Genomic DNA, 23115 nt, shown 5'->3' with positions numbered 1-23115 from the left:
ACGTTCCTTCGCCGCCGTGCGTACAACCTACCGGAATGACTCGTCGCGATGCACCACAAACTCCGGATATGCGTTGCCGCCCAACTCATGCAAATCCATGCCAAGCCGTTCGCCATCAGGATCGACGCGGAACACAAGCACGCGATTCACGAGCCAGAACACGAGGTAGGCCAGCGGTAGCATCAATCCCAGCAAAGTCGAAACCCCGATCAGTTGCGCCACAAACTGGCCGCTCTGCTGAGCGAACATTCCCGCCGCCGCCAGCCCCCACAGCCCCGCCGCGCCATGAACGCTGATGGCGCCCGATGGATCGTCAATCGAGAGCGCCAGTTCAAACAGTTCCACCAGCAACGGCGTAATGATGCCCGCTATCAGTCCCGTGAAGAGTGCGGCCAGCGGCGACACCACTCCGGCGCATGCGCTTGACGTCACCAGTCCGGCCATCCAGCCGTTCGCGCACAAACTCGCATCCGGCTTTCCAAAGCGAATGCGTGTCACTGAGAACGTAGCCACAAGCGCCGCCGCCGCCGACAGCAGCGTATTCACGGCCGTCCCTGCAAGCGCGGCCGGAGCGGCATTCAACCAAAGCAGCGACCCCGCCATGTTCCAGGCAAGCCAGCCCACCAGCGCGATCAGGCAACCGAGCAGCACATAGACCACATTGTGTCCCGGCATCGCCGTCGACAATCCCTCGCGCGGAAACTTCCCCTTGCGCGGCCCCGCAATCCACACCAGCGCCAGCGCCGAGACGCCGCCGAGCCCATGAATAGCCGCTGCGCCTCCTCCATCCAGCAGTCCCGATCCCTGCCCGAAGTTCGCGCCCAGTTGCGACAGCCAGCCGCCTCCCCATGTCCAGTGCGCCACTAGCGGAAACGCCAATGCGCCAAAGATTGCCGCGATCACCGCACCAGCCGGCAAACGCAAACGATCCGCTCCCGCCCCCCACGGAATAAGAACCACCATCGCAACCGACAGCAACTCAAACAGAACCGCAAGCTGCGCGCGCGGCCCGGCTACGCCAAACCCGGTCAGAAACAGGGGTGCCGGGCCTGCCCAGTTCCACGCTTTGCCCCCAAGATGAAATACATGATCGCCACTCGTACCGGCGGCAATCGCCGACCCCACAAGCGCGAACGCAATCACCGCCGTGGAGATAACGACCAGGCTGCCCAGCAGCGACTGCATCGCAGACCGCGATCTGCCCAATCCCGTATTGATCAGCGCGAGGCCCGCAATGGCCAGCGGCGCCATCAGCAAAAGCCCCAGCGTCAGCGCGAACGAGGTTTCCGGAAAGGGCATTGGCGTCAGCGGAGTCATCGGTTCTCGCTCCGCAACTCCATGTGGCCGCGCACCGAGACCACCACCCCCATCACCTCAACGGCCAGACCGCACAGAACAAAAGCCGTCCGCTCCGCTGAGACAGGAAACAGGAGAATTGCCCCGACAGTGAGAAAGAAACCGGCTGGCATCACTAGCAATCCCGCGTATTTCATAGCCCCGTCCTTTCCGCTCATCTACGCATTTCACCGGTCGATAGGGGTCGGCCCAGGGACAAATGTCCGCAGAAAAAGAATGAAGAATGGCAGAAGGTCAACCGGCGGAAGTTCTTTTATGAATTCTAAATGTTCCGGATGCTAGCCTTGACCTGATCCTGATCAGATTCACTGCGCCTGATGGTTGCGCATCGTCATCTCTGCCCATTTCACGGAGGTCATCTCGCATGTTGTTTCTGAACCGGCTGGTCGAAAACCCGCTGGGCGCTTTGGGTGTGCTGACGATGGCGGCATTGCTCGAGGCCTGGGGCGACTCCTTTTTCCAGGCAGGTTTTTATCGTTCTTCGGGATTCACCCGCGTACTCATGCTGCTAGCCGGCACCGCGGTGTTGGCCCTCTACGGCTCCGCAGTCAACGTTCCGCGCTGGGACTTCGGAAAACTCATCGGCGTCTACGTCGCGCTTTTCTTTCTCGCCGCGCAGTTGCTCGCGAAGATTCGCTTCGGCCAGTCGCCCACACCGCCAATCTACGTTGGCGGCGCACTCATCGTCACCGGCGGACTGGTGATGGCCTTCTGGAAATCCTAGGTGGCACGGCTCCTGTCAATTCGCCGCGCTGCCCACTGCGCATAGATAAGTGCCGCCGTTACGTTGTCCCCGGACTCTTTTGATGACTTTGGTCGCAATCGAAAGAGGCAAATCGTAATCGCCCGGTTACCAGCGGAACGTCGGACTTTCTGACCACGGGTGTAGCGTAAAAGGCACTCCAGTCCCGCAGGAGGCCTTACGATGATCGCCACGACGAGATCCGCACCAAACATTCTCCTGATGCTGTGCAGTACTTCGGCGATCCTGATGACGTTTACCGGCCTGTTGTTTCTGATCGGTACGCGCCTGCTCGCAATATTCGCTCACGGCGAGAGATTCGTCGGAGAGATCGACGCCATCTCGATTGCACTCATCTTCGGCGGAATCGCAGTTGCCCTCAAGACAATCGAAATCCGCCTAAGAGCAGAACAGGATTCATCCACGGACTGATCCGACCCCTCATCGATTCAAATAAGGCAACAGCCAGCCGCTCATCCGGTTCTGCCTGAATTTCAGTACAACCCACAATATCGGCGGCCCTCGCCCAACACAGGTTTTTCGCAAGGGCACTCGAGGGCGTGCGCGATAGACTCTTCACATTCTGAATCGATCGAGACAATGAATGCCTAAGCCTTCTGCCCTCCTCATATTTTTCGCCGCAGCATCCCTCTGCCCCGCGCAACGGATCGAAGTCACCGTGCCGTCGACAAAACCGCTGACCGGTCACCTCATCCTCGTCATCGCCAAGTCCGAAAGTCCCGAGCCGCGCATGCAACTCAGCGAGACCTACGATTCAGCAGAAGGATTCGGTGTGGATGCGGAAAACCTCGCGCCCGGCACCCCGCTCATCATCGACGCAAAAACCTTCGGCTACCCGCGCCGCTCACTCGCCAACCTTGATGCCGGCGACTACTACGTCCAGGCCGTCTTCAACGTCTATGAGCAATTCCATCTCGCATCCGGCAAAACCGTATGGCTGCCACCCGACAAGGGCGAAGGCCAGCACTGGAACGCCAAGCCCGGCAATCCCTACAACAAGCCGCAGAAGATTCACTTCGATCCAAAATCGAAGACCCCCTTCACGCTCACCCTCGACCAGGTCATCCCGCCCATCGAAGGAACACCGCAGGACCCGATGGTCATCGCGCAACAGCAGCCCACCGCAAAGTGGCTCAAATTCGAGCGATTCCGCAGCGAAAAACTCAGCGTCTTCTGGGGCCGCAATGTCTATCTCGGCGCGTGGGTCCTGCTTCCCGACGGATTCGACGAGCACCCCGACGCAAAGTATCCCCTCGTCGTCTATCAGGATCACTTCCATCCCGGCCTCGGCCCCGCGCAATTCATGGCAACGCCGCCCGATCCCAAATCGCCGAACTTCCGCCGCCTCGAAAACGGCTATCGCCTCTTTCAGGACTGGACCAATGGCCGTCTGCCGCGAGTGATTCTCATCTACGTGCAGAACGCGAATCCGTATTACGACGACTCTTATGTCGTCGACTCTGCTAACGTCGGTCCCTACGGCTCAGCAATCAACGATGAGCTGATTCCCGCGATCGAAAAGAAGTATCGCGGCATCGGACAGGGCTGGGCCCGCGCCACCTACGGCGGTTCCACCGGGGGATGGGAAGCGTTGGCCACGCAGGTCTTCTATCCCGACTTTTACAACGGCGCTTATGTTGCCTGCCCTGATCCGGTCGACTTCCACGCCTACCAGAACATCAACCTCTACGACGACGCCAACGCATTTGTGCGCAAAGGCGAGTTTGGCGAAGTGCCCATTCCCGCCGATCGCAAACCCGACGGCACCATCATCGGAGAAACCGGCGCCGAGTTCGCCTTTGAGTATGTCCTCGGCACTCGCGGCCGCTCCACCGAGCAGTGGGATATCTGGCAGGCGGTGTTTTCCCCCGCTGGCAATGACGGGTATCCGACAGAGATCATCGATCCCCTCACCGGCGCAATCGACAAAAAAGTCCTCGCGTATTGGCACGATCACTACGACCTCACCGCAATTCTCAAGCGCGATTGGTCCTCACTCGGTCCGAAACTCGAGGGCAAGCTGCACATCGCCGTTGGGGATGGCGATACCTATTTCCTCAACAATGCCGTCCACCTCCTCGACAAGCAACTGCAGGGAACGCGCAGTCCACATTCCGATGCGACATTCCAGTACGGCCCGGGCATGCCGCACTGCTATACGGGCGGCCCGTCCGAATACACCATGCAGCAGAACAACTCCGACTGGACCGAGCGTGTGCTGCCCAAGATGGTGGAGCACATGTTGGCAACGGCTCCGTCAGACGCGGATACGAAGTCCTGGCGATATTGAGTGAGAAAAACCTGCAACGAAGATCGTTAGAATACATCCCAGTTTCTGAGACGCTCCGAAGCGGTCAACGAGCGCATTTATCCGCGTATTGCTTGGTTCTCGCCTATTTCGGTTTTCAAGAGATAACAAAAACTTGGGCAGCATAAACATTTTTTGCTCTCTCAACTGTTGAAGGCGTTGCAGATAGGGCCCCGGCTGCTATATTGAATTTTCGGGGTCGTCCGCCTTCCAGGTGGGTTTTGTCCGAAATCGAAATCTAACCACAACCTGTGTGACTGCCAGCACAGCGCGCACAAAACGACTGGACAACGAACAACAAGCAGGAAAGCATTCATGGCGCAGATATTTGACCGCAGCTCCAATGCTTTGGCTCGAGCGAGCCTGGTGCTGACGGGTCTGATTGTGATTGCACTCGGTGTAACGCTCGATCAGTTGCAGCGTTCCCCTTGGGTTACTCGACAAGGCCAGAGACCGGAACAACCGGTACCCTTCAGCCACAAACATCACGTGACAGGGCTGGGACTCCAGTGCCAGTACTGTCACACCTCGGTTGAGAAATCCAGCTACGCCGGCATTCCTCCCACCAAAACCTGCATGAATTGCCACGCGCAGATCTGGACCAACGCCGCACTACTGCAGCCCGTACGCGACAGCTGGGCCACCGGAGAGTCGCTGCCGTGGATCAAGGTGCATGACCTCCCCGACTACGTCTTCTTTAACCACGAGATTCACGTGAACAAAGGCCTCGGTTGCGCCAGCTGCCACGGCCGCGTCGATCAGATGCCGCTGATGTACGAGCAGAACACGCTGCAGATGGAGTGGTGCCTCAACTGCCATCGCAACCCGGCCAAGAATCTTCGCCCCACCAGCCAGATTTACAACATGGCATGGGAAGCTCCCGCCGACGATCGTCCAGTGTGGTGCTCCACTACTGAAATTCAGCCAGGCACACCCACCGCGCAGAGCGCGAATTGCACCACCAAGGATCCCACTGGCGAAGGCCCGCAAATGGCATCGATGGCGGCGCTGCAAATGCCGAACGCGCCCGCGAATGGCCAGACCAGCGACGCTCCTGCCGGCATGGTTCCCGCAGCGCTTCACTACGAGAAATTCACCAGCCAGGATCAGTTGGGCCACTTCCTCCTGAAGCAGTACCACATTCGCGCTCCGAACGAACTGAGCAGCTGCGAGGTTTGCCACCGATGAGCAGCGAACCGATGAACGCTGGAACGAACATTACGGGGAACACCGTGGAGATTGAAAACGGCAAGGCCAACCTTGCGCAAAACGAAGCGCCGATGACGCTGAAGGCGATGAGTTTGGAGCAGGTGCGCGCCGAACTCAAAGGCACCTCGGGAAAGCAGTTCTGGCGCTCCGTTGACGAACTCCAGAACACACCGGAATTTCAGGCCGCCGTCGAAAAAGAATTTCCCAGCGCGGCGCAGGAGTGGGTCGATCCCGTATCGCGCCGCGGCTTCCTCAAAATCATGGGCGCCTCAATGGCCCTGGCTGGACTAGCCGGTTGCACCAAGCAGCCCGACGAGCCCATCTACCCCTACGTCAAGGCGCCCGAAGACCTGATTCTCGGCAAGCCGATGTACTTCGCGACGGCCAACCCGTTGCCTACCGGCGCTGTTCCTCTGCTCGTCAAGAGCGATGAGTTCCGTCCCATCAAAATCGATGGCAATCCCGATCACGCTTATAACCACGGCTCATCCGACGTCTTCTCGCAGGGCACGCTCCTTGACCTCTACGATCCCGATCGCTCGCAGCACGTGACCTACGAAGGGGAAGGACGCGACTGGGCAGAGTTCGCCGTTGCGCTCCGCGACAAGGTCGTGAGCACCAAGGACGGGACGGGCATCTACTTCCTCTCCGCGACCATCACCTCGCCCACGCTGGCGCGCCAGTGGAAGGCCGTGCAGGCTGCGTACCCCAAGGCGACGCTGGTGCAGTACGATCCCGCCATAGCCGGCACGTTTCTTGCCAGGGGTTCCAACGTTCAGTACGACCTCAGCAGCGCCGACGTCATCGTCTCGCTCGACGCCGACTTCCTCTCCGGCGCGTCCTATCCCGGCTTCCATAAGCTGGTCGCCGATTACGCAAAGCGCCGCAAAGATCCCGCCAACGGCATGAACCGCCTCTATACCATCGAGAGCACGCCGACCACCACCGGCATGAAAGCCGAGCATCGTCTCGGCCTGCGCGCCAGCGAAGTCCCGGCATTCGCCGCCACACTCGCCGCTGCCGTCGGAGCATCCGGCGCCGCGGCTCCGCAATATCCGTGGACCGACCAGCAGCAGAAGTTCCTCGCCGCCCTCGCCAAGGACCTCAAAGCCAGCAACGGCAAGAGCGCCGTCATTCCCGGCCTCTATCAGGATGAATCGGTCGCGGCTCTTGCGCTCGCCATCAATCAGGCGCTCGGCAATATCGGCAAGACCGTCACCGTCTCCTCCGATCCCGCAATCCCGCTGCCCAGCGATCAAAACGGGGACTTCAAAAAGCTCGTTGCCGACATGGATGCCGGCAAGGTTGACTGGCTCATCATTCTCAATGCCAACCCCATCTATTCGGCTCCAGTCGATCTGGGATTCAACGACGACTTGATGAAGAAGGCCAAGGTCGTTGCACATCTCGGCTCGCACTACGACGAGACGGGTCATCTCGCGCATTGGCATATCCCTGCGGCGCACTACCTCGAGTCGTGGTCCGATGCCCGCGCCTATGACGGCACAGTCTCGATCGTGCAGCCGATGATCGATCCGCTCTATGGTGGCAAGACCTCGCACGAGGTTTTCCAGGCCTTGCTCGACAATCCCGAGATCAGCGCCTACCAAGCTGTTCGCGTCACGCAGAAGGACAACATCAAGGGCGACTTCGAGACCGGCTGGCGCAAGGTGCTCCACGCAGGCTGGATCGACGGCACGACGTATAACGCCGGAAGCGCCGCGAATTCTCAGGCCAAGGTTCCCGCGCCAAACTCCAAGGATCAACTCGAAATCATCTTCCGTCCGGATCCCAATATCTACGACGGCCGCTGGTCCAACGTTGGCTGGCTGCAGGAACTCCCCAAGCCCGTCACTAGTCTCAGTTGGGATAACGCCGCCATCATGTCCGGCGCAACCCTCGAAAGCATGAAGCTCGAAGAAGACGATATTGTCGAGATCAGCGCCGGCGGCGGCAAAGTTAAGGCTCCGGTCATGGTTGCCCCGGGCCATCCCGACAACTCCGTCACCATTTATCTCGGATACGGCCGTGAAGAAGCAGGCCGCGTCGGATCCGGCGCCGGCTTCAGCGCCTACCTGGTCCGAACCACTGCGGCGCCGTTCTACGCGACGGGCTCGCTCAAGAAGGTTGATGGCAAGTGGGGCATCGCGATCACCAAGAGCCACTATCAGGACCATCGCGGAAAGAACCTCACCGAACACGGCAATCAAAACAACTCCCTTGAAGCCGTCGAAGCCCTAGGTCCGCGCGGCATCATCCGCTACGCCACACTCGAGGACTTCAAGGCCAATCCGAACTTCGCACATGAAGGCGAGGGCCACGATACGCCCGAGCACGACACCTCGATCTTTCCCAACTGGGAGTACAGCGGCAACAAGTGGGGCATGTCCATCGACATGAACAGTTGCGTGGGGTGCAACGCCTGCATCGTGGCTTGCTATGCCGAGAACAACATCGCCGTCGTGGGCAAGCAGCAGGTCCGCATCGGTCGCAACATGCAGTGGCTGCGCATTGACTCCTACTTCGAAGGCGATCTCGCCACACCGCGCGCCCACTTTCAGCCGATGACCTGCCAGCATTGCGAAAATGCCCCTTGCGAGCAGGTTTGCCCGGTAGGCGCCACGGTGCACACGCCCGAAGGCCTGAACACCATGGTTTACAACCGCTGCGTCGGCACCCGTTACTGTTCCAACAACTGCCCCTACAAGGTGCGGCGCTTCAACTTCCTGCTTTACTCCGATTTCGAATCCGAGAGCCTCAAGCTCATGCGCAACCCCGACGTGTCAGTCCGTTCGCGCGGTGTGATGGAGAAGTGCAGCTACTGCGTGCAGCGCATCAACGCGGCCAAGATTGAAGCCGATAAGGAAAACCGCCCGATCCGCGACGGCGAAATCGTCACCGCCTGCCAGCAGGCCTGTCCCGCATCCGTCATCACCTTCGGCAACTTGAATGACAAAAACAGCAAGGTGGCGAAGCTCAACGAAGACAAGCGCATGTACCAGGTCATTGCCGACCAGAACACGCGGCCCCGCACGCGCTACCTCGCAGAAGTTTTGAATTTTAATCCTGAACTCGAACAGCAGCCGGTGGAACATGCACCGGAAAAGGGTTGAAGTCACGATGGCAACCAGTGAAATAAAACGAGGCGACCCTGGCATCGATCCAAAGACCGGAGAATACCGGGTCGTTGGCCTGGGTGAGACCTTCAAGTCGGTTACCGAAAAAATCTCGAGCATCGTGCTTACCCCGCACACGCCGCTCGGTTGGCTCGCCTTCTTCGGCATTGCCGGCGGCGGAGCCACGGTGCTGCTGGTCGCGGTCACCTGGCTGTTTCTCAAGGGCGTCGGCATCTGGGCCATTACGCAGCCTGTCGCCTGGGGCTTCGCCATCATCAACTTCGTCTGGTGGATCGGTATTGGCCATGCCGGCACCCTGATCTCCGCGATTCTTCTGCTCTTCAAGCAAACCTGGCGCAACTCCATCAGCCGCTTTGCCGAAGCCATGACCATCTTCGCCGTGGTCTGCGCCGGCATGTTCCCGCTGATTCACGTCGGCCGCCCCTGGCTCGGATACTGGCTGTTCCCCATTCCGCTCACCATGAACGTGTGGCCGCAGTTCCGGTCGCCGCTCCTATGGGACGTCTTCGCAGTCTCGACCTACGCCACCATCTCCGTCGTCTTCTGGTATCTCGGCATGATCCCCGACTTCGGGACCTTCCGCGATCGCTCAGAGAACAAGATCGCCCAGTATTTCTATGGAATCCTTTCCTGGGGCTGGCGCGGTTCCGTCCGTCACTGGATGCGCTATGAGACCGCGTCGCTGCTCCTGGCCGGCCTCGCAACGCCGCTCGTGCTCTCCGTACACACCGTCATCAGCTTCGACTTCGCTGTCGCGGTCCTGCCCGGATGGCACACCACCATCTTCCCGCCCTACTTCGTCGCCGGCGCCATCTACTCCGGATTCGCCATGGTGCTTACACTGGCCATTCCGCTGCGCAAGTTTTATCACCTCGAGAACCTGGTAACCGAGCGTCACATCGACAACATGGGCAAGGTCATGCTCGCCACTGGCTTCATCGTCGCCTATGGCTACGGCATGGAAGCCTTCATGGCCTGGTACTCCGCCTCGCACTGGGAAGCGTTCATGTTCTGGAACCGCGTCTTCGGTCCTATGGGCTGGTCCTACTGGGTGCTGATCACCTGCAACCTCGCCATTCCGCTCACCACGCTGTGGTCACGAAAACTGCGCACGTCAATTCCATTCATGTTCTTCATCTCCATTGTCGTGAACACGGGCATGTGGTTCGAGCGCTTTGTCATTGTCGTCACCAGTCTCTATCGCGACTTCCTGCCATCGTCGTGGGGTACGTATCGCGCCACCAAGTGGGACTACATGACCTTCGTCGGAACGCTGGGCTTGTTCACGACACTGTTCCTGTTGTTTGTCCGTTTCCTTCCCATGATTCCCATGAATGAAATTCGCATGATTCTGCCCCAGGCCAAAATCAAGCCAAAAGTGACAGCGGGAGGTGGTGACTAAGATGCCCTCACCCGAAGGAACATACGGCCTGCTGGCCGAATTCGATACACCCGGCGACTTGGTTCGCGCAGCCCGACAGGCGCGTGAAGACGGCTGGCGCCGCCTCGATTGCTACACGCCCTATCCCGTGGAAGAGGCGGCGGAGGCCATTGGCTTTCATCGCAATCGCGTTCCACTCGTCACGCTCATCGGCGGCTTGATGGGCCTCGCCGCGATGTTTTCCATGGAGACCTGGATCTCGGTCGTCGCCTATCCGATTAACATCGGCGGGCGCCCGCTCTACTCCTGGCCGGCTTTCATCATTCCCGCATATGAATGGACGATTCTCTGGGCCGGCCTGTCGGCGGCGTTCGGCATGATGGCGCTGAACGGCCTGCCCCAGCTTTACCATCCGCTCTTCAATGCCCCCAACTTCCGCAGCGGCGCCACGACCGACAAGTTCTTCCTTTGCCTCGAAGCCCTCGATCCCAAATTCGACCTCGTCGAATCGAAAGACTATCTCAAGAAGTTCGAGCCCGTCTCGATCGTGGAGGTGGAGTACTAAATGCAAACCCTCCACAATAGCCACAGGACCTGGGTGCCCCTGGTCTCGATTCTGAGACCAGGGAAAGCACTAGCCCTCACCGGCCTAAGTGCCGGGTGCCCCATCCATGGGACGTCTTTTCGTCGCATGGGTGGGAAAGCACTAACCTGGGTGCCCCAGGTCCCTCGCACTTGGGGACCTGGGAGGGCACTTACCCTGGTCGCCCTCTCGGCGATATCCCTCATCGCCGGCTGCCGCCAGGACATGCAGGACCAGCCCAGAATGGTTCCGCAGCGCGGCTCCGACTTCTACGCAGATCATCGCGGCGCGCGTCCCCAGATCGTCAACACCGTCGCCCGCGGCCAACTGCAGGAAGACAGCTACTTCTACACCGGCGTCATCCAGGGCGCCAACGGTTATCGCGAAGAGCAGAACGTGATGCCGTTTCCCGTCACCATGCAAGTGCTCGAGCGCGGGCAGGAACGTTTCAACGTCTACTGCACCCCGTGCCATTCGCGCGTAGGCAACGGTCTCGGCGAAATTGTTGAGCGCGGCTACAAGCCTGCGGCCAACTTCCACGACCAGGTGCGCCGGGCACAGCCCATTTCGCACTACTTCTATGTGATGACCCACGGCTACGGCGCCATGACTGACTATTCTGCGCAGCTCGCGCCAGAAGACCGTTGGGCCGTCGCGGCCTACATCCGCGCGCTGCAATTGAGTCAGGCGGCTTCCGCGTCAGATGTTCCCTCGGACGTGCGGGTGCAGAGCCTCAAGGATCTGGCCACACAACAGGGCCACCCGGAATACGCGCAGCCATGGACGCTGCCCGCAACGGCCGTTCAGGCCTATCCGCCTACAAAAGAAGGTACGCCGGCGATGGCTCCCGGAAATCCCGCTGACCCGCTGATCAAGATTCCAGCAAGCAACCCGGCTCCTGCGGCCGCGAAGTAAGGATTGAGTTCAATGGCTCACGATACACACGGTGCTTCACACGCTAAAACGCTTCCCGCCGATCTCAGCGCACCGGCGTTCGTCGATGGCTGGCGGGCGCGGGCGCTCATCGTCGCAGCGGTAGCTGCTGTCGCCGCCGTGATTCTTGCATTTCTCGGCCAGGCGCAGGACCAGCTCGGTTGGGACCACGTTATGCGCGCATGGGTTCTCGGTCTGCTGCTCACCTTCGGATGGACAGTGGGTGGCCTCGCGCTCCTCATGGTCCAGTACTGTTCCGGCGGCAAGTATGGACTGTTGCTGCGCCGCCCGCTCGAAGCCGCAACCCGCACTCTGCCGCTCGTTTTTGCGTACTGGCTCGTTTCCTTACTCTTCATGAAAAGGCTCTTTCAATGGGCCCTCTACACCAACCCCAGCGACACAGAAGCAGCTTGGAAGTCCGGCCTGATCAGCGAGATTCAGGCGCACTGCCTCAACTTCAAGCGGCCCATGCTCAATCCCACAACGTATATCGTGGTGATCCTGCTCTGCTTCGCCATCTGGTGGCTTTACATGTGGCGGTTGAATACGTATGGGCTGCGCCGCGATCACCAATCGCCCGACACCACTCCGTTCTGGATCAAGAAGCTCGAAAACATCAGTGGTCCCGGAATCGTCGTTTACTCGCTCACCATGACGGCCGCCGTCATCTACTGGTGCATGTCAATGGACGTCACCTGGTTCTCCTCGGTCTATGGGTTGCTTTTCCTCGTTGGCCAGGGCTACTCCGTCCTCGCCCTCTCGATCCTGACTTCAATCAGCCTCTCAAAGGCCGAGCCTTTCAAGACGATCCTGCGCACCACCGAGCAACACGACCTCGGCAAGCTCACCTTTGCTTTTGTCATGCTGAACATCTACCTCGCCTTCGGCCAGTTCCTCATCATCTGGTCCGGCAACCTGCCCGACGAGATCAACTGGTATCTCGATCGCATCCGCGGACACTGGGGCATCATCATCACTCTCGATTTCATCTTCCACTGGCTGATCCCGTTTTCGCTGCTGCTGTCGCGCGACATCAAACGCAACAAGAAGCGCCTCGTCCGCGTCTGTCAGTGGATGATCTTCGCCAAGGCCTTCGATCTGTTCTGGCTCATCGAGCCAAACTTCAAGGATGCCGCCCGCAACCTGCACTTCAGCTGGGGAATCCTCGAATACATTGCCGTGCCCGCCGCGATGGTCTCCGTCTGGGTCGCTTACTACAGCCACAACTTGAAGGCGCGGGCCCTGGTGCAGACCAACGATCCGCATCTCGCAGAGATTCTGGAGCCTGAACATGTCCACGCTTGATCACAACGAACCCGACGACAAGAAGGTCCTCGGCTCGCACGGCCCCAAGGATATCGATGCCTCCGCGGGCTACGAGCAGTCCGACGTCAAAGTCACGGGCATCCTCGTCTTCCTCATCTCGCTCTTTATCTTTGTCGGAGTCTGCGGCGTCGTCACCTGGGGCATGGGCAAGTTGATCAACGCGCATATGAATAAGGAAGATGGTCCCAACAGCAAGTGGACCAGGACCGCGGAAATCCGGGAGCTCGGTAATTTGCCTTCCAGCCCCGAAATGCAGAACAAGATCGCCGAGATCACCAAAACCTTTCCGACACCTCGCGTGCAAACCGATGATGGCAACCAGGACGTTGCCGATCTCCACCAGCGTGAAGACCTGTTGCTCGACAACTACACCTGGATCGACCAGTCGCAGGGCAAGGTAAGAATACCCATCGAGCGGGCCATGCAGATCATCGCCCAAAAAGGTCTGCCGGTGGCGCCGGCAGTACAGCAGGCGCCCCTGTTGGCAGGCGATAAGAAACCCACAATCACGGTGCCGCTCACCAGCGGTTTCGCGCGCACCGGCTACGAACAGGATTTGGTGGCAGCCCAAAAGGCGGAAGAACAGCAGAAGCACGAGTAGTAGGCAGAAATGGCCGGCAAGGTGATTTGAAGTATGAACAGCAGGTACAGTGCGAACACGACGAGAACGATCGGGCAACGGAGCCGCATGGCGGCCTCGATGCTTCTTTGTCTTGCTGCACTGACGCCATCCCTGATGGCGCAGGTATCGAGCTATGGCGACAAGCAAATAGGTCCAGTCAACAGCCAGCCCTCGGTTCTGAAGGGAGTCGGCATCGCACAACGCCTCAATGAGCAACTCCCGCTCGACCTCACGTTCACTGACGATTCCGGCAAGCAGGTCCAGCTCGCTAGCTACTTCGGCAAGAAACCTGCCATCCTCGCGCTCGTCTACTACCAATGCCCGATGCTCTGCTCTGAAGAACTCAACGGACTCACCAGCGCCCTCCAGATGGTCGACGAAATCCCGGGCCGCGACTTCAACATCATCATCGTCAGCATCGATCCTTCTGAAGGTACCGATCTCGCCGCCGCCAAGAAGGCCAGCTATCTCAAGCGCTATGGCCGTCCTGAAACTGCCGATGGCTGGCACTTCATGACCGGCACGCAGCCCAATATCGACGCTCTCACCAAGGCCGTGGGCTTTGGTTACGTCAAGGTTCCCGGCCCCGACGGCAAGCTCAACCAGTTTGCACACGCCAGCGCCATCCAGATCGTCACAGCGCAAGGCAAGCTCGCGCAGTACTACATGGGCGTCGAATACTCGCCCAAGGATCTTCGCCTCGGCCTCGTCGAAGCTTCAAACAATCACATCGGCTCACGCGTCGACAACATTCTCACGTACTGCTACCACTATGACCCGCAGACCAATAAGCACTCGCTCATCATTGCTCGTGTCTTGCAACTGGGGGGCGCGATGACCGTGATTCTGCTGGGCGGTTTTATGTGGATCATGTTCCGCCGGGACTACCGGCAGGCTCATGACCAACTCGTTTCAGGAACAAAGGTGAACGGATAACGGAATGTCGCACATAAGCCAAGTTCTCTGGCAATTTCTCATCCATTGGTTGACGAACTTCCAGCTCTATCCGCCGGAGGCGTCGAAGATTGCCCCGCAGATGGATGCTCTGTACTTCTTCATGGTCCTGGTCAGCATGATCGGCATGACAATCGTCATTCTGCTCGTCGTCGGCTTCTCGATCATGTACAGCAAGAAGCGCCACCCGGTCGCGGTGCAGATCGAAGGCTCCACGATGCTCGAAGCCACGTGGACCATCATCCCGCTCGGCCTGTTCCTCATCATGTTCGTTTGGGGCGCCCTTATCTACTTCCGCGTCTACACTCCGCCCGCCAACGCCATGAACATATATATCGTCGGCAAGCAGTGGATGTGGAAAGCAGAACACCCCGGCGGACAGCACGAGATCGACGCGCTCCACGTTCCCACCGGTCGCGCCGTCCAGCTCACCATCATCTCGCAGGATGTCTTTCACAGTTTCTCCATTCCCGCCTTCCGCGTGAAGCGCGAAGCCATCCCCGGCCGCTACACCTCGGTTTGGTTTGAAGCCACCACCCCCGGCACCTATCACCTCTTCTGCACGCAATACTGCGGTACCGATCACTCCCACATGATTGGCGAGGTGGTCGTGATGACACCCGATGACTTCAAGAAATGGCTGGCCAGTTCCACCAGCGGCGCCTCGCTCGCCCAGAACGGCGAACGTCTCTTTGCAAGCCTCAGTTGCTCGGCCTGCCACAACAGCCGTCCCGACGCACGCGGACCGAGTCTCGCCAACGTCTACGGTGCCAAACTCACTCTTGCCAACGGGCAAACGACGATCGTCGACGAGGCTTACCTCCGCGACGCGATCCTGAATCCCTCCCAGCACGTCACCCAGGGATACGCGCCCATCATGCCGACCTATCAGGGCCAGATCAGCGAAGATGGCGTCATCTCGCTGGTCGAATTCCTCAAAACTCTCAATTCCGATTACCGCGTACAGCAGACAACTACCACGACAACTCTGCTGCCGGAAAGTGAAGGCAAGACAACGCCCGCCGGACAAAAGCCCGCTGGGCAGGGGATGGTGAAGCAATGAGCAGCAGCACAATCGTCAGTCTTCCCGATCAGTCGACAGCCCGTCTTCCGAAGATGAATTTCCTCTCCAGGGAGAAGGGCCTCCTGAGCTGGCTGCTTACCGGCGACCACAAACGGATCGCAACCCTCTACCTGATTTCGATCACGTTCTTCTTCTTCATCGGAGGAGCACTGGCCGGGCTGATCCGTCTTGAATTGCTCACACCGCAGTCTGACCTCATGGCCACGGACACCTATAACAAGGTGTTCAGCATGCACGGCATCATCATGATCTTTTTCTTCCTCGTGCCTTCGGTTCCGGCCACGCTCGGAAATTTCTTCATCCCCATGATGATCGGCGCCAAAGACCTCGCGCTGCCCAAGATCAACCTGCTCAGCTGGTACCTCTATCTTGCCGCGGGCGGCCTTGCCCTCTACGCCATGATGAACGGCGGCGTCGACACCGGTTGGACCTTTACAACACCGCTATCGACGCATTTTCTGAACACCAATGTCGTCACATCCGGTATCGCCATCTTCATTGCCGGATTCAGCTCCATCTTTACCGGCCTCAACTTCATCGTCACCATCCACAAGATGCGCTGCCCCGGCATGACCTGGTTCCGGCTCCCGCTCTTCGTCTGGTCCAACTACGCCGCCAGCATTCTCATGGTCCTTGGCACTCCGGTTCTCGCCATCACCCTCGTTCTGGTTGTGCTTGAGCGCGTGGCCGGCATCGGCGTCTTCGATCCCACCAAGGGTGGCGACCCGCTTCTCTTCCAGCACCTGTTCTGGTTCTATTCGCACCCGGCCGTTTACATCATGATTCTGCCCGGCATGGGCGTCATCTCCGAGACCGTCTCCACCTTTAGCCGCAAGCGCGTCTTTGGGTACACGGCCGTTGCCTTCTCCTCGGTTGCGATCGCCGTCTTTGGCTTCTTCGTCTGGGCTCATCACATGTTCATCATGGGCATCTCCAACTACTCCATGCTGGTGTTCTCGCTGCTCACCATGCTCGTAGCGGTGCCCTCTGCCATCAAAATATTCAACTGGGCCTTCACGCTCTACAAGGGATCCATCACCTTCGAAACGCCGATGCTCTACACCTTCGGCTTCATGGGCCTGTTCACCATCGGCGGTCTTACCGGGGTCTTCCTGGCAGCCTCCGGAACCGATATTCACCTTACAGAGACGTACTTCATCGTGGCCCACTTCCACTTCGTCATGGTCGGCGGCATGTTGATGGCCTTCCTCGCGGGTGTCCACTTCTGGTGGCCGAAGATGACCGGCCGCATGTATCCGGAGAAGATCTCCCAACTCGCCGCCATCGTCACCTTCATCGGCTTCAACTTCACCTTCTTCCCGCAATTCATTCTCGGCACGCTTGGCATGCCCCGTCGTTATGCCTCCTATCCTCCGGAGTTCCAGGTGCTCAACGTCTTCTCCACCGCCGGCGCAACGATTCTCGGCGTTGGCTATCTGTTGCCGCTGCTCTATCTCACCTGGTCTCTTCGTTACGGCGAAATCGCTGGCGATAATCCGTGGCAGGCAACGGGCCTCGAGTGGCAGACGCAGTCCCCGCCGCTTACTGAAAATTTCCCCGCAATTCCGATCATGGACCACGAAGCGTACGACTACGAGTGGCTGGATACTCAAAAGGAGAAAGAGGTGACGAGTGTCGGATAGTCAAGTAGTCGTGCACGTCACAGCCGAAGGCGCTCACCACGAGCACCTGCCCTACCAGCGCCATCACTTTGAAACCTATGCGCAGCAGAGCGACGCCACTAACTTCGCCATGTGGCTCTTCCTGCTCACCGAAGTCATGTTCTTCGGCGGCCTCTTTACCGCCTATCTCATCTATCGCAACTGGTACTACCCAGCCTTCGTCGAGGCCTCCCACCAATTGCAGATCGGCTGGGGCACCGCCAATACTGCCGTCCTCATCACTTCCAGCTTCACCATGGCCATGGGCGTCTGGTCGGCCGAGATGCGCAGAAAAGGCACGCTCGTCCTCTGCCTTGTCATCACTTTCATCCTCGGCCTCGTCTTCCTTGGCATCAAGACAATCGAGTACAAGGAAAAGTACGACAAGCACCACATCCCCGGCTTCCATTACAGCCTGAAGACGTTCCTTGACCCGCAGAGCGATCCCGAGGTCTATAGCGAGTATCACGACAAGCCGCTGGCGCTCGACATGGCGCGCCACACCGAGATCTACTTCTTCCTCTACTTCGCCATGACCGGCATGCACGCCCTGCACATGATCATCGGCATCGCCATCCTGGGATTCATGATCTTCCGTGCGCAAGCCGGTGCATACACCACCGGCCACGTCACCTTCGTCGAGAACTTCGGCCTCTACTGGCACTTCGTTGACATCATCTGGATCTACCTGTTCCCGCTGTTGTACCTCATCAGCAGACACCAATAAAGGATCAATGCCATGAGTGCACCGCACGACAAAGACTTTGAATCAATTGAAGAGCACGAACACGAACACCACATCGTCAGCCCGAAGATCTACCTGACGATCGTCGCCATACTTTTGGTGATGACCGCGACAACGGTCGGCGTCTCCTACCTTGATATGGGACTCTTCAACCCCATCGTCGCTCTCGCCATCGCCGCCTTCAAGATGGTCTTGGTCGTGCTCTTCTTCATGCACGTCAAGTACTCGACGAAACTCACCAAGCTCACCGTAGGCGCCGGCGTATTCACTTTCCTTGTCCTTGTCGGCATGACCCTCTCCGACTACATGACCCGCGCCTGGGGCCGCTGGTAAAAAGATTCGGCTTCCCGCCACCGCCAAAGGGCCGCCCTCGGGCGGCCCTTCCACTTTCAACTCTCATGAATCTGTCATTCACTCATGGTTTGTCATTCACACAAGATTTGTCACTCATTCAAGATTTGTCATTCCGAGCGAAGCCGAGGAACCTGCAGTTGTTCTTTCCCGCGAGCCAGATACATGCTCCAGACCTGAAATATCTGCGAAGCCAGCTCAAACTTTACTGCTCCCCCTATGTAGAAATTCCCATTTCACGGAACATTTTTCTTCATTACTTTAGGAGCGCTTCCTCTGTAAACATCAATTCCTTCAATTGCTTACATCCAACCAAACTTGGCACCCAGCTTGCTAGTACTTTATTCAAAGCTGTCTTTGGAGGTTTATATGATGGGAGATTCCCAATTCCCGGCGGGTGCGCCCGTGGCCGGGCGATTAGCAGCCTATATTGCCGCCGCGGTTATCGGAGTAGGCGGCCTCGGCTACGCCGTCCATGAGCACAACAATGCGCAGAACCTTGCCGCCCAGAACCAACAGATCACCGCGCAGAATCAGCAGATGACTGCCCGGCTCAGCGCGACCCACAGCGAGCTCGATGCTCTGTCGGCGAAGGTCAGCGCGCTCTCCACCAACATCGAAAAGCCCGCCCCAGCGCCGTCCCGACCACCGGCCAGTCACCGCGCCGCCGCGCACCAGCATCGCTCCAGCGCGCAGGAAGCGCGCTTCAACAAGATCCAATCGCAGCTCGACGCCCAGGGCAAGGCCATTGATGAAGCACGCAACAACCTCTCCAGCACGCGCACTGAGCTCAGCGGCTCCATCGCCCGCACGCACGACGAGCTCGTTGTCCTCCAAAAGAAAGGCGAGCGCAGCTACTTCGAGTTCGATCTCGACAAATCGAAACAGTTCAAGCGTGAGGGCCCCCTCAGTCTTTGCCTGCGCAAGGCCAACGAAAAGCATCAGTATGCCGACATGCAGCTGATGGTCGACGATCGCAACCTCTCGCAGAAGCACATCAACCTCTACCAGCCCGTCATGTACTACCAGCCCGACATGCAGCAGCCCGTCGAAATAGTCATCAACACCATTTCGAAGGATCACATCCACGGATACGTCAGCGCGCCGAAGTACAGCAAATCCGAGTTGACAGTCGCTTCTGCTGATCCGGCATCAACGGGTCAACCCGGGGATTCCAACGCACAGCCACCCGCCAGGCAAAGGCTTCCCGTGCCTTCTGCGGATCCCAATCAGCAGTAGCCCCGCTCGTTTCCAGACTTCAAAAGGCCGCCCTCAGGGCGGCTTTTCACTTTTCTCGCCAAACTCTCATGAATCTGTCATTCCGAGAATCTGTCATTCCGAGCGCAGCCGAGGAACCTGCAGTCGCTCTTTTTCCGCGGCCCCTCCCGATGGCGATGATCCCCGCCCACGACCCTCCCTTGAAAATTCTCTCTCCAGGTTCTTGACAAACCATAACCAAACGGTTATGGTTTGTACGTGAAGTTGGAAATATCAATCTCAGGTTCAGCGCAGAGCAGAAAGGACAGATCATGCAAATCAAACTCACCAGCATTTTCGTTGACGATCAAGACAAGGCACTGAAGTTCTACACCGACGTCCTCGGCTTCATCAAGAAAATGGATTTCTCGGCCGGGAAATACAGATGGCTCACTGTCGTCTCACCTGAAGAACCAGAAGGCGTGCAACTCGTCCTCGAGCTAAATGCAAACCCGGCAGCGAAGACGTTTCAACAGGAGATCCATCGGCAAGGCATACCCGCCGCTAATTTCTTCGTCGCCGACGTCCAGAAGGAATTCGAGAGGCTAGAGCAGCACGGCGCGACATTCACCAAGGAACCAACCAAGACGACGGGGTCAACCATCGCACTACTTGACGATACCTGCGGAAACCTCATTCAGATAACACACCTCGATTGGTAAATTGGTAAATCGCCGGGCAAATCGACCGGCAATACGGCCCATGACCGGAAGGGATTCTCGATGCCAGCTGTGACGAACAATGTTTTCAAGGCCCTTTCCGACCCGACTCGTCGCGCAATCTTCGAGCACCTGTCTCGCGACGGGGAGCAGACCGTGCATGCCTTGACGCATCGTGCCGGCGTTTCACAACCGGCGGTGTCGAAGCATCTCACAGTGCTGAAGAGGGCGAAGCTGGTAGGGCATCGCCGCGAGGGACGCGAGACCCACTATAACGCACAGCCGCAAGCGCTGGCCCCCCTGGTCGACTGGATGAGCCAATATGGCGCTTTCTGGCGCGAACGATTTGATCAACTCGAAAATCTGCTGCAAAGGATGGACAAATGACCGATATCGCCACGACACGTTCTCTCGTCATCGAACGGGAGATGCCGCATCCCCCGGAAAAAATCTGGCGTGCCCTCACGCAAGGGCCTTTGATAGCCGAGTGGCTGATGACGAATGATTTTCAGCCGATCGTGGGTCACCGGTTCACCTTCCGCGCCACCCCGGTGCAGAATTGGAATGGCATCATCGATAGTGAAGTTCTGCTGGTCGAACCGCACACACGTCTCTCGTATGGCTGGACATCGATGGGATTGGAGACCGTTGTTACCTGGACGTTGACGCCGACCGCAGGCGGCACGCTTCTGCGCATGGAGCAATCCGGCTTCCCGTCGGAAGAAGGCGCCAACTACAAGGGTGCGAAATACGGCTGGACCAGCTTCATCGGCAAACTCGAGCACGTCGTTGGAGGATTGCAATGACCACGAAAACAAAATCCATCGTCTATTGGACAATGACCATTCTCGTCGCGTTTCCCATCGGCAGTGGCGGTATTGCGCAGATGGCGCAATATCGTGCCAACCCCCATGGCGTCGTGCCCGAACTTGGCTACCCGATGTACTTCTTTGCCATCCTCGGGTTTTGGAAACTGTTCGGGGCTCTCACCATCCTTGCGCCGCGTTATCCGCGGCTCAAGGAATGGGCATACGCCGGCATCTTCTTCGACCTGACAGGCGCTGCCGCATCCTGCGCCTGGGTTGGCGGATATGGCGCATACGGCTTTCACGTCATCGCCCCTCTCATCATCACTGGTTTTCTTCTGGCATCGTGGGCGCTGCGACCCGACAGCCGCAAAATCGGCGTAGTCGTCCCGGCCACCAGTGTACCGGCACACCTTTCCGCTACCCCCGTGTCATCCTGAGCTGAGCATTTTGGAGCCCCATGAACGCGTCAGCGTTCATGGGGTATGCGAAGCGAAGGACCCGCTTTTGTCTTTCGTTTTCTGTACGCAGCGTCACGCCCAACCAGTGGGAATCGTTCACCATGACAACCACCAAACCAAACCCCAAGGTTGACGCCTTCATCGCCAAGGCAAAACAGTGGCAGGAAGAGTTCAGGAAGCTTCGCGCCATCCTTCTCGACTCCGAACTCACCGAAGAGTTCAAGTGGAGTCAACCCTGCTACACCTTCCAGGGCAAGAACGTACTCGTCATCGGCGGGCTAAAGGAATCCTGCGCGCTCGCTTTTTTCAAAGGCGTTCTGCTCAAGGATGTCCACGGCGTGCTCACCAGGCCCGGACAGCATTCGCAGTCCACACGCGGGTTCAAGTTCGCCTCTGTCCGGGAAATCGCGGAGCTGAGATCTGTCTTGAAGGCTTATATTCGCGAAGCCATCGAGGTAGAAAAATCCGGACTGAAAGTGAAATTAAAGAAAACGTCAGACCTGAAATTTCCTGAAGAGTTCCAACTCATGCTCGATGAATTCCCCGAGCTGAGGAGAGCCTTTGACGCGTTGACACCGGGACGGCAACGCGCCTACATCTATCATTTTTCCGCTCCCAAGCAATCCAAAACCCGCGAGTCCCGCGTTCGAAAACTCATGCCGCACATTCTCAACGGAAAGGGCCTCCTCGACGAGTAGATGCAACGGTCCACGAACCCAACCTGACACTCTCATCCCGAGCGGAGTTGGGGGACCTGCTCCTCGGGCCGGTGGCCCCGGTCTTATGATGCTACTTCTGCCACGGGCAATGGGTGCCCCAGGTCTGGACTTTCAGACCTGGGATAACAATCCGACTGCTCGTCACTTTCCTGCCAGCTGAACCCCTTCCGGATCAGCGACGCGCACCTTCAGTCCCCATCCGAAGAAGTTGTTCGCAATAGCCACCGCGACCTCATTCTCGCCGGCTTCCAGCGGAAGCGTAAACGTGCCGTTCTCCAGCGAACACCGCCCGTCGGGAATTTTTCTCGCATCGTCCGATTCAAAAAGATTTCGGTCCGCGTACACCAGTTTCCCGTTCACGAACACCCACAATTCGCGCGTCCATCCAATATCGACCTTCTTCGTCTGCTTCCTGTCTGAAGTGATCGTTGTCTTCAGCCATGCTAGTGCCCGGGTCGGTTCGGGCAGAGGCTTGCCATACATGCGGCTGATATTTGCCAGCCCGTTTCGCTCCGTGCTGATCGTCTTCCATTCCGGCGAAGCACCGGGCATTTCGTTATACATCGGGTCCTTGCCGTTTGGCAGCGCTGCAAACGCAGAGAGACGCCAGTTCCTGATCAAGCCGTAGTCATCTTCCAGCGGATCTCTCGCCGGCTCCGGAGAAAGACCGTCCACTGCATCGGGAGTGATCACCAGGTTTGCGAACGTCGCCGGTCCCTGCAGTCGTAAGCCGCCGTTCATCGCATCACCCTCGAGGCTTCCCACTTCAAGCGTGGGCGATGGAGTATCGTTCACAAACA

General features: G+C 58.4%; 24 protein-coding genes. 21 read left to right on the top strand and 3 right to left on the bottom strand.

Annotated features, from left to right (window positions below; all coding sequences use genetic code 11):
- Positions 1-27 precede the first annotated feature (27 nt).
- Both VK574_RS11985 and VK574_RS11980 read right to left on the bottom strand, forming a co-directional pair.
- Complete coding sequence (locus VK574_RS11985) at positions 28-1317, bottom strand: ammonium transporter (RefSeq protein ID WP_472800091.1); 1290 nt, start codon at positions 1315-1317, stop codon at positions 28-30.
- Positions 1314-1514: a hypothetical protein gene (locus tag VK574_RS11980; protein WP_472800090.1), complete on the bottom strand. Its 201-nt coding sequence runs from the start codon at positions 1512-1514 to the stop codon at positions 1314-1316. Before VK574_RS11980 ends, VK574_RS11985 begins: the two co-directional genes overlap by 4 nt.
- Positions 1515-1720: 206 nt before the next feature.
- On the opposite strand from VK574_RS11980, the gene VK574_RS11975 reads away from it, so the two are divergent.
- The 21 genes from VK574_RS11975 (at position 1721) to VK574_RS11875 (ending at position 22294) form a co-directional block, all read left to right on the top strand.
- On the top strand, positions 1721-2080 hold the full coding sequence (locus tag VK574_RS11975; RefSeq protein WP_472800089.1) for a hypothetical protein: 360 nt from the start codon (positions 1721-1723) through the stop codon (positions 2078-2080).
- Positions 2081-2281: 201 nt separating this feature from the next.
- Positions 2282-2530, top strand: a complete 249-nt coding sequence (locus tag VK574_RS11970; protein WP_472800088.1) for a hypothetical protein — start codon at positions 2282-2284, stop codon at positions 2528-2530.
- A 172-nt stretch (positions 2531-2702) separates the two neighbouring features.
- Complete coding sequence (locus tag VK574_RS11965; protein WP_472800087.1) at positions 2703-4409, top strand: alpha/beta hydrolase-fold protein; 1707 nt, start codon at positions 2703-2705, stop codon at positions 4407-4409.
- A gap of 333 nt (positions 4410-4742) precedes the next feature.
- Positions 4743-5615, top strand: a complete 873-nt coding sequence (locus VK574_RS11960; RefSeq protein ID WP_472800086.1) for a cytochrome c3 family protein — start codon at positions 4743-4745, stop codon at positions 5613-5615.
- Complete coding sequence (locus VK574_RS11955; protein WP_472800085.1) at positions 5612-8749, top strand: TAT-variant-translocated molybdopterin oxidoreductase; 3138 nt, start codon at positions 5612-5614, stop codon at positions 8747-8749. The genes VK574_RS11960 and VK574_RS11955 overlap by 4 nt, the downstream gene beginning before the upstream one ends.
- A 7-nt stretch (positions 8750-8756) precedes the next feature.
- Positions 8757-10175 (top strand): NrfD/PsrC family molybdoenzyme membrane anchor subunit, encoded by a 1419-nt coding sequence (gene nrfD / locus VK574_RS11950; protein WP_472800084.1) that lies wholly within the window; start codon positions 8757-8759, stop codon positions 10173-10175.
- Position 10176: 1 nt separating this feature from the next.
- Entirely contained in the window at positions 10177-10719 is a 543-nt protein-coding gene (locus VK574_RS11945; protein WP_472800083.1) for a DUF3341 domain-containing protein, read from the top strand.
- Between the two features lie 150 nt (positions 10720-10869).
- A complete protein-coding gene (locus tag VK574_RS11940) occupies positions 10870-11652 on the top strand; it encodes a c-type cytochrome (RefSeq protein WP_472800082.1) in 783 nt (260 codons plus the stop codon).
- Positions 11653-11664: 12 nt separating this feature from the next.
- Positions 11665-12975 (top strand): hypothetical protein, encoded by a 1311-nt coding sequence (locus VK574_RS11935; RefSeq protein ID WP_472800081.1) that lies wholly within the window; start codon positions 11665-11667, stop codon positions 12973-12975.
- Positions 12962-13597, top strand: coding sequence for a hypothetical protein (locus VK574_RS11930; protein WP_472800080.1), 636 nt, complete (start codon positions 12962-12964; stop codon positions 13595-13597). The genes VK574_RS11935 and VK574_RS11930 overlap by 14 nt, the downstream gene beginning before the upstream one ends.
- A 99-nt stretch (positions 13598-13696) precedes the next feature.
- A complete protein-coding gene (locus tag VK574_RS11925; protein WP_472800079.1) occupies positions 13697-14554 on the top strand; it encodes an SCO family protein in 858 nt (285 codons plus the stop codon).
- Between the two features lie 4 nt (positions 14555-14558).
- Positions 14559-15635 (top strand): cytochrome c oxidase subunit II, encoded by a 1077-nt coding sequence (coxB, locus tag VK574_RS11920; protein ID WP_472800078.1) that lies wholly within the window; start codon positions 14559-14561, stop codon positions 15633-15635.
- On the top strand, positions 15632-17299 hold the full coding sequence (locus VK574_RS11915) for a cytochrome c oxidase subunit I (protein ID WP_472800077.1): 1668 nt from the start codon (positions 15632-15634) through the stop codon (positions 17297-17299). The genes coxB and VK574_RS11915 overlap by 4 nt, the downstream gene beginning before the upstream one ends.
- Positions 17289-18044 carry a cytochrome c oxidase subunit 3 family protein gene (locus VK574_RS11910; RefSeq protein ID WP_472800076.1) on the top strand — a complete coding sequence of 252 codons (756 nt, stop codon included), beginning with the start codon at positions 17289-17291 and terminating at the stop codon, positions 18042-18044. The genes VK574_RS11915 and VK574_RS11910 overlap by 11 nt, the downstream gene beginning before the upstream one ends.
- A 12-nt stretch (positions 18045-18056) precedes the next feature.
- Entirely contained in the window at positions 18057-18395 is a 339-nt protein-coding gene (locus VK574_RS11905) for a cytochrome C oxidase subunit IV family protein (protein WP_472800075.1), read from the top strand.
- A gap of 387 nt (positions 18396-18782) precedes the next feature.
- Positions 18783-19652, top strand: coding sequence for a hypothetical protein (locus tag VK574_RS11900; RefSeq protein ID WP_472800074.1), 870 nt, complete (start codon positions 18783-18785; stop codon positions 19650-19652).
- Between the two features lie 290 nt (positions 19653-19942).
- The gene (locus VK574_RS11895) at positions 19943-20332 is read left to right on the top strand and encodes a VOC family protein (RefSeq protein ID WP_472800073.1); all 390 of its coding nucleotides are present in this window, start codon (positions 19943-19945) and stop codon (positions 20330-20332) included.
- Between the two features lie 60 nt (positions 20333-20392).
- Positions 20393-20716, top strand: coding sequence for an ArsR/SmtB family transcription factor (locus VK574_RS11890; RefSeq protein ID WP_472800072.1), 324 nt, complete (start codon positions 20393-20395; stop codon positions 20714-20716).
- Positions 20713-21135: an SRPBCC family protein gene (locus VK574_RS11885; protein ID WP_472800071.1), complete on the top strand. Its 423-nt coding sequence runs from the start codon at positions 20713-20715 to the stop codon at positions 21133-21135. Before VK574_RS11890 ends, VK574_RS11885 begins: the two co-directional genes overlap by 4 nt.
- Complete coding sequence (locus VK574_RS11880; protein WP_472800070.1) at positions 21132-21575, top strand: DoxX family protein; 444 nt, start codon at positions 21132-21134, stop codon at positions 21573-21575. The genes VK574_RS11885 and VK574_RS11880 overlap by 4 nt, the downstream gene beginning before the upstream one ends.
- 122 nt (positions 21576-21697) lie before the next feature.
- Positions 21698-22294 (top strand): YdeI/OmpD-associated family protein, encoded by a 597-nt coding sequence (locus tag VK574_RS11875; RefSeq protein ID WP_472800069.1) that lies wholly within the window; start codon positions 21698-21700, stop codon positions 22292-22294.
- A 162-nt stretch (positions 22295-22456) separates the two neighbouring features.
- Here VK574_RS11875 and VK574_RS11870 read toward each other — a convergent pair whose 3' ends face one another.
- Complete coding sequence (locus VK574_RS11870; RefSeq protein ID WP_472800068.1) at positions 22457-23110, bottom strand: hypothetical protein; 654 nt, start codon at positions 23108-23110, stop codon at positions 22457-22459.
- Positions 23111-23115 lie beyond the last annotated feature (5 nt).

The organism is Occallatibacter sp. (assembly GCF_035317045.1).
Lineage (GTDB): Bacteria > Acidobacteriota > Terriglobia > Terriglobales > Acidobacteriaceae > Telmatobacter.
The sequence above is the reverse complement of the archived record's forward strand: the minus strand, read 5'-3'. Positions and strand labels throughout refer to the sequence as shown.